Genomic DNA, 7,833 nt, shown 5'->3' with positions numbered 1-7,833 from the left:
CGAGGTAGATAGGGCAGAGGTGGAAGTGCAGCAATGCATGGAGCTGACTGTTACTAATCGGGTGAGGGCTTGACCAAGAATCGCAGGAAGAATGAATCTCAAGGAAATGTCAACATGTATGTAGTTTTGAAGGTACAGTAAAAACCAGCTATCATCTAGCTGGTTTTTTTGTGTGCAAAAATCTATAGAAAGGAATGTCTGAAACTTCTGACCATTTACATAGAAAATTATAGAAAGTGGGATTAAAAATATATTGTCTTGCAGGAAAATGGGTTTTAAAATTATAAGCAAGATTTATAGAATCTATTAATCCTCTAAAATAATACATCTTAATCCAGCCCATCAGAGTGTGAAATCATGCTGAACTGTCTTAAATGCATTATTTACGAGGACTGCTATAATAGAAACATATATGGGAGGGTTTTTCATGAAGATTTATGTAAATGTAAATGCTGGTCATGATGGTAATGGTACAGAACAGATGCCGTTTCGTCATATTAATGATGCAGCAAAAATTGCACAGCCGGGGGATGAAGTTTGGGTAGCTCCTGGAGTTTATCGGGAGTATGTAGATCCTGTTCATGCGGGTAGAGAGGATGCCAGAATTACTTACAGGAGTGTAGAGCCTCTTGGGGCAGTTATTACCGGAGCAGAACGAATTCAGTCATGGGTTCCTTATAAGGAAAACGTATGGGTATGCCGTGTTGCGAACAGTCTTTTTGGCAACTATAATCCATATACAACTATGGTATATGGAGACTGGTATTTTGCTAAAGCTGACAAACATACAGGATGTGTATATCTTAATAACCGAGCACTTTATGAGGCTGGAAGTGTAGAGGAATGTATTAAAGCCGAGGTTTATGAGTGTAGTTGGGTTCCGGAGGAATCTACTTATAAATGGTACACAGAACAGGATCAGGAAAAAGATGAGACAGTAATTTATGCGAATTTTCATGGAGCAGATCCAAATGAGGAAAATGTAGAAATTAATGTACGCCGTGAATGCTTTATGCCATCAAAAACAGGTGTTGGATATATCACAGTCAGTGGTTTCGTAGTTACAAAAGCAGCAACTACCTGGGCACCGCCTGCAGCTTATCAGGATGGCATGATCGGGCCTCACTGGAGTAAAGGATGGATCATTGAGGACTGCGAAATTTCTAACAGCAAATGTGCAGGAATTTCTCTTGGAAAATATTATGATCCGGAAAATGATCATTATTTTACTAATAAATATGTTAAGAGTCCAACTCAAATGGAAAGAGACGCGGTATGCCGTGGACAGTATCATGGCTGGCTTAAGGAAAAAGTAGGAAGTCATATTATCCGCCGAAACAATATCCACCACTGTGAGCAGGGTGGTATTATCGGGCGTATGGGTGGTGTATTCAGTATTATTGAGGATAATCATATTCACCATATCAACAATATGATGGAATTGGGCGGAGCAGAAATTGCCGGAATTAAAATGCATGCTGCAATTGATGTTATTATGAGAAGAAATCATATTCATCATTGTACTATGGGAATCTGGTGTGATTGGGAAGCTCAAGGTACACGACTTTCTCAGAACCTGCTCCATGACAATCAGCGTCCGGCATTTGCTAAACAGTTGAAAGGTGGTATGATGTGCCAGGATATTTTTGTTGAAGTAGGTCATGGTCCTACTCTTATTGATAACAATATCCTTTTATCAGATGCCAGCCTGCGTTTTGCTACTCAGGGTGTTGCTATGGTACATAATCTGATCTGCGGTGCTTTAACTTGTGTAGGCGAAGGAACCAGTTGGCGTTATACACCATATCATATGCCTCATCGTACAGAGGTTATGGGATTTATGACTATACTTCATGGAGATGATCGTTTCTATAATAATATTTTCGTCCAGAAATGGCCTTCAGAAGATTTTATTACAATGCATGATTCTGATGATGGATTTGATTCTGAAAACAGAAAAGTCGGAACCTGGATGTTTGATGAGTATCCAACGTATGATGAATGGATTTCACAGTTTGATTTTACAAAACCTGCAGATATGAAGAAACTGGAATCAGTTCATTTTGATCATTTACCGGTATGGAGTGAAGGAAATGTTTATCTTGATGGTGCAAAGGCATGGAAACATGAGAAAAATGGGTTCGTTTCTTCTGAGAATGTGAAGGTAGAATTAACAGAGAAAGACGGAAAATATTTCCTGGATACAAATATATATGAGATTCTTGAAGATTTCTCCGGACGTATGATTAATACAGAAGTTTTGGGAAAAGCTTTTGAGCCGGAAGAATTCTTCGAAAATCCGGATGGAACACCGATAACATTTGATACCGATTACTTTGGAGGACACAGAGGTGCCAAGGTAATTCCCGGACCTTTTGCAGAGAAGGAAGACGTTGGGAAAAACGTTAATATATGTACTGCATTTTAAACGAATTAAGTAAGTTATCGGATACAATTGTGAATCTACGCCTGAGTGAGCAGTAATATAATTGTTACTGTTCACACACCACTATTCCGCGAGGTGTTTTGGCATGAATATGCCAAAATCCCGAGACATACAAGCCAAAATTCCATTGCCGCAGGCAATCTGGAATGAATTTTGGCTACGTTACTGTGAACGGAGTGAACAGTAACATATAATTCCAATAACCTTTATTTTCTCTGTCTTATCTTTCTGGCAGATATGGAAAATGTATGCTAAAATAGAAATAGCAAATTTGTATGTAAAATAATAAGGAAAGGTAAGAGGGGGAAATGGAGAAAGAGGAAAAGCGTGCAGATCAGGAGAATGACACGGAAGAACAAAGTACGGAAGCGAAAAGCTTACTGAAAAAAAGGCTTCAATATTATAGTAGTGAGATTCAGCGTGATGTGGGAAATCTTGTAAAATGGCTGATGATCGCGGTACTTGTAGGATGTATTACAGGAGCGGCGAGTACACTGTTTTCTTTTGTGCTGAAGAGTGTGACAAATTGCAGGAAAGAAAATGAATGGATGTTCTATCTGCTTCCGGTGATGGGCTTAATTATTGTATACCTGTATGAGAAATTTGGTAAGGATGATGGAGGTACGAATCAGGTGCTTTCTACTGTGAGATCACAGGACGATGTGCCGATTTTATCTGCACCTCTGATTTTCATTTCTACAGCACTTACGCATCTGGCAGGTGGCTCTGCAGGACGTGAAGGTGCGGCAATACAGCTTGGTGGAAGTATTGCCAATCAGCTTGGACGTTGGATTCATCTGGATGAGGAAGACCGACATGTAATTGTTATGTGTGGTATGAGTGCAGCATTCTCTGCATTGTTTGGAACACCGATGGCTGCAGCTGTTTTTGCACTGGAGGTAGTCAGTGTAGGAGTGATGTATTATACAGCTTTGATGCCTTGTATGATTGCTTCCCTGGTTGCATCCGGATTTGCGGCAGGAATGGGAGTTACACCGGAGACTTTTCATGTAGTGGATATTCCGAAGCTGACTATTGAAACGGGTTTGAAAATGGGTGCTATCGCTGTTGGATGTGCAGTGATTAGTATTGTATTCTGTATGGTGCTGAATGGAGTTGCCGGAGCATATGGAAGGTGGTTTAAGAATCCATATGTGCGTGTAGTTGTGGGATCCTGTCTGGTGATTGGAATTACATTACTTCTGGGAACTTCAGATTATATGGGCGCAGGTGCAGAGCTGATTGAGAAGGCAGTGGAGGAAGGACAGGCAAGACCTCTGGACTTCTTCTGGAAACTGGTACTGACTGCATTGACAATGCGTGCAGGATTCCGAGGCGGGGAAATTGTTCCTTCGTTCTGTATAGGAGCTACATTAGGATGTGTGATGGGAAACTGGCTGGGATTTTCGCCATCTATCTGTGCTGCATGTGGAATGACGGCGGTATTCTGTGGAGTGACAAACTGCCCGATCACATCAATTCTGATCGCATTTGAAATGTTTGGATTTAAGGGAGTTCCTTTTTATCTGATTGCTGTTTCTATCAGTTATGCGGCTTCAGGATACTATGGACTGTATAAGGACCAGACGATTGTGTATTCTAAGTATAAGGCAAAGTATGTGAATAAACCTACGCGGTTTTAACCGAAACTGCAGAGCTGTTGTTCGGTGTAGAGATATAAATAGAAAATAAGGACAGTTTTTCAGTCTAATAAGAATCTGAAAAACTGTCCTTATTTTTGTTATTCTAAAGCCATGAAAAACGACAGTTGAGGCAGACAGATTTGTCTATTGAAGAAATTTCTCTGGGTGTCGGTTATGAAAACCAGAGTTATTTTTTCCGGCAGTTTAAGAAGCGATATGGAATGATTCCAAGGTGATACCGGATAGAAAAAGGACAAAAAGTATGTAAACTTTTGAAAAATTCAGAAAGAGTCGGTATGCTTTTTACGTTGCAGGGAAAGAGAATAAATGTTAAAGTAAATGATACGGTATAGTGGGGCAGGGAAATAATAGAGATTATCCTGAAAAGTGTTTTATTACAAAATAGCAGTGACAGAAATTATATCGAATATGTAGAGAGAGGATGGAGTTTACTTGGAAAAAGATAATCAAAGTACGCAGGAGATAAATTCGCAGGCACAGAATCCGCTTGGTATAGCACCGGTAGGTGGATTGATCGCGAAGTTTGCGATTCCTGCGATCATCAGTATGCTGGTCAGTGCGATGTACAATATCGTGGATCAGATTTTTATTGGACAGGGTGTGGGGATGCTGGGAAATGCAGCTACAAATGTGGCGTTTCCTGTTACAACGGTCGCAACTGCGCTGGCATTGCTTTTGGGAATTGGCGGTGCATCAAATTATAATCTGGAAATGGGGGCAGGACAGGAGAAGAAAGCCAGCGGGATTGCAGGTACTGCGTTGTCGTCACTGGCAATCAGTGGTCTGATACTTGCTGTGATTGTACTGATGTTCCTGAAACCACTTCTGACATTGTTCGGGGCAACTGCAGATGTTATGCCATATGCTGTTGACTATACAGGAATTACGGCATTAGGACTTCCATTTTATATTTTGTCTGTTGGCGGTAATCATATTGTAAGAGCAGACAGAAGTCCGACTTATTCTATGGTCTGTATTATGATAGGTGCGATCATCAATACTATTCTGGATCCGCTGTTTATTTTTGGATTCGGATGGGGAATTAAGGGTGCTGCATGGGCAACAGTGATCGGACAGGTTGCTTCCGGAGTTCTGGTAATTGTGTACTTCTGTAAGTTCCGCAAAATGTATCTGTCCGGTGGGATGCTGAAACCAAAGCTGTCATATCTTAAAGCAATTATTTCTCTGGGACTTGCATCCTGCATTAATCAGATTGCCATGGCGATCGTGCAGATCGTATTAAATAATATTCTGCGTTATTATGGAGCAAATTCCGTATATGGAAGTGATATTCCCATTGCCTGTGTAGGTGTTATCTCCAAAGTCAATATGGTGTTTATGGCAATCTGTATTGGTATTTCTCAGGGCAGTCAGCCAATCTGGGGATTTAACTACGGAGCAAAGAAATATGACAGAGTAAGACAGGCATACCGTTATTCTGTAACTGCCTGTACAGTAATTGCAACGATATTTTTTTTCTGTTTCCAGATATTTCCACACCAGATCGTGGGTATCTTCGGAACAGGAAGTGATCTGTATTTTCAGTTTGCAGAACGTTATCTGAAAATATTTATGTTTATGACCTTTGCAAACGGTATCCAGCCGGTATCTTCCGGTTTCTTTACTTCTATCGGTATGGCGAAGCTGGGTATTGTAATGTCTCTGACACGGCAGGTGATTTTTCTTCTGCCATTGATCATTATCTTTCCGTTGTTTATGGGAATTGATGGAGTGATGTATGCAGGACCGATCGCAGATGCAGCGGCATTTGTGCTGGCAATTGTGTTTGCGAGACGAGAACTGGGAAAGATGCGCAGTGCGGAAATAGCATAAAAAAGTTCCCGCAGATAATATGGAAGAAATTTGGCCATGTTGTCTGACGGGAACTTTTTTATAAAAGATTGTAAAACTGATCGAACAGCTCTGTCTGGAAGCTTCCGGGTCCGGAGCTGTTTTTCTCTGCTCTTTCTCCTGCTGTGCCAAATTCTCTGGCTGCTGACAGGGCCGCTGTAAATGGGTCTGTAACTGCCAGATAGGTGGCACAGATCATTCCAAGCATACATCCGGTTCCTGTGATCTGTGACATGGCAGGAGTACCGTTTGTGATAAATTCACACTTACTGGCGGAGACGATCATATCTTCTTTGCCTGTGATAAGAAGTGTGGTATTCCATTGGGAAGCTTTTTCCTGGAAAAGTTCTTTCAGATGGGAACGATTGACATCTGTAAGCACATCCTGTACGCCTGCGTCAATTCCGATTGCATGTGCGGTCTGTCCGGACATGGCAAGAAGTTCAGACATGTTTCCTTTAAGGAGTTCAGGCATGTGGATGTTCATAAGCTTCTGCGCAAATTCATAGCGCAGATTGCTGCAGGCGGTTCCTACCAGATCAAGCATAACAGGTATGTGGAGACTGGCAGCGATTTTCAGAGATTCAGGCATGGATTTCATACGCGCATCGGTGATATTTCCAAGATTCAGTGCCAGTGACTGAGCATGGCTGGTGATCTCAGCTACTTCAGCAGGATGTTCTGCCATGATCGGGCGGCCTCCGGCCGCCAGAATAATATTCGCACAGTCATGAATAGAAATCGGATTAGTGATGCAGTGAATCAGCGGCTGTGCTGTTCTGGTCAATTGTCTGGGATTTGTCTGATTTACGATCATATACTTTTGCTCCAAGGCTTTGCTGAAATTTGGCAAGCATTCCTGCGTGACTTAAGGCCTTCAGGAAGAAGTAGGCAATGGTGCCGCCCATGCAGGTTGCTGCCAGAAACATTGGCGTATAGAAAAATGCGTTCAGTCCGCTTCTGCCCATAAGAAATGCCATTACAGGATAGGAAACCAGAGAGCCGATGATACCGGTTCCGAAGATTTCACCGATCACTGCGCAGATAATCTTTCCATGAGAAGCGCGGTAGAAAACGCCTGATAAAAATGCGCCGAATACGGCACCTGTCAGTGCAAGTGGCGGGATACCCATAAACATCATTCGGATGATTCCGATGAGAGTGGCACAAAGCAATGAATACCACGGTCCCAGAAGTACGGAACAGACGATGTTTATCAGGTGTGCAGTAGGGCACATACCCTCGATTCTCAGAATAGGTGAGATGACAACGCCGATGGCAACCATCATGGCGAGCATGACCATTCTGAGTGTTTTTGATCTGTCTGTGTTCATAATAATGAACCTCCTTGAAATGAAGATTTGGTCTGCCGAAGCAGACATTATCAGTTGTGCAGGAAACAGATAAAATCCTGCAAAAAAAATCTGCCGGAATAACACACTGGCAGATTTTAATATACAAATACAGTCCCTACGCTGGCATTATCCATATCAGGTGCGGTCGAAGATCTATCTTCCTCTCAGCCTGTCCCACAGGCTCCCGTTGTTATTATCCATTATGCAGATTTTCTTTTGTTAGAGCGTATTTGAAAAATGCTTTACGCAAGATGTGCGTTACAATTTTCAAACACGCTTTAGAGTAACACAAGCTTTTGGAAAAGTCAATGGGATGTAAAAGCAGGGTAGTGTAAATTTCCTACAGTAAATTTACACTACCTAATATTATTTTTAAGTTGACTTTTTATTTTTCTCAGCATATACTAACAGTAGCTAAGGAATGTGACGAGATTCCATGAAGCGAACTAAAGAAACAAAAGCCCTCAGAGTTGCAGCTCTGAGGGCTTTCTTGCTCGTTACGGTGAGCTGTTCCGTT

Annotated in this window: 6 protein-coding genes and 1 riboswitch; of the genes, 4 read left to right on the top strand and 2 right to left on the bottom strand. The window is 41.8% G+C overall.

Going from position 1 to position 7,833, the window contains the following annotated elements; genetic code table 11:
• Window positions 1–427: 427 nt before the first annotated feature.
• From I4V44_RS14990 to I4V44_RS14975, 4 genes are all read left to right on the top strand, one after another.
• Entirely contained in the window at window positions 428–2,428 is a 2,001-nt protein-coding gene (locus I4V44_RS14990; RefSeq protein WP_022379902.1) for a right-handed parallel beta-helix repeat-containing protein, read from the top strand.
• Window positions 2,429–2,754: 326 nt separating this feature from the next.
• On the top strand, window positions 2,755–4,089 hold the full coding sequence (locus tag I4V44_RS14985) for a chloride channel protein (RefSeq protein WP_196002899.1): 1,335 nt from the start codon (window positions 2,755–2,757) through the stop codon (window positions 4,087–4,089).
• Window positions 4,090–4,214: 125 nt separating this feature from the next.
• Window positions 4,215–4,325, top strand: a complete 111-nt coding sequence (locus tag I4V44_RS18355; protein ID WP_271724949.1) for a helix-turn-helix domain-containing protein — start codon at window positions 4,215–4,217, stop codon at window positions 4,323–4,325.
• Window positions 4,326–4,542: 217 nt separating this feature from the next.
• The gene (locus I4V44_RS14975) at window positions 4,543–5,943 is read left to right on the top strand and encodes an MATE family efflux transporter (RefSeq protein ID WP_207744265.1); all 1,401 of its coding nucleotides are present in this window, start codon (window positions 4,543–4,545) and stop codon (window positions 5,941–5,943) included.
• A gap of 58 nt (window positions 5,944–6,001) precedes the next feature.
• On the opposite strand, the gene thiM is transcribed toward I4V44_RS14975, so the two are convergent.
• Together thiM and thiW are read right to left on the bottom strand one after the other, a co-directional pair.
• A complete protein-coding gene (gene thiM / locus I4V44_RS14970; RefSeq protein WP_196002898.1) occupies window positions 6,002–6,778 on the bottom strand; it encodes a hydroxyethylthiazole kinase in 777 nt (258 codons plus the stop codon).
• Entirely contained in the window at window positions 6,708–7,295 is a 588-nt protein-coding gene (thiW, locus tag I4V44_RS14965; RefSeq protein WP_196002897.1) for an energy coupling factor transporter S component ThiW, read from the bottom strand. The genes thiM and thiW overlap by 71 nt, the downstream gene beginning before the upstream one ends.
• A 115-nt stretch (window positions 7,296–7,410) precedes the next feature.
• Window positions 7,411–7,514: riboswitch (TPP riboswitch) on the bottom strand.
• Window positions 7,515–7,833 lie beyond the last annotated feature (319 nt).

The sequence above is a fragment of the Blautia sp. 1001283B150304_161114_C9 genome (assembly GCF_015668165.1).
GTDB classification, from domain to species: domain Bacteria; phylum Bacillota; class Clostridia; order Lachnospirales; family Lachnospiraceae; genus Blautia_A; species Blautia_A wexlerae.
This window is presented reverse-complemented; position numbering and strand designations above follow the sequence as displayed.

Excerpts from the sequence above, each read along its gene's own strand:
- I4V44_RS14990 (WP_022379902.1), top strand. The coding sequence starts at position 428 with ATGAAGATTTATGTAAATGTAAATGCTGGTCATGATGGTAATGGTACA.
- I4V44_RS14985 (WP_196002899.1), top strand. The coding sequence starts at position 2,755 with ATGGAGAAAGAGGAAAAGCGTGCAGATCAGGAGAATGACACGGAAGAA.
- thiM (WP_196002898.1), bottom strand. The coding sequence starts at position 6,778 with ATGATCGTAAATCAGACAAATCCCAGACAATTGACCAGAACAGCACAG.
- thiW (WP_196002897.1), bottom strand. The coding sequence starts at position 7,295 with ATGAACACAGACAGATCAAAAACACTCAGAATGGTCATGCTCGCCATG.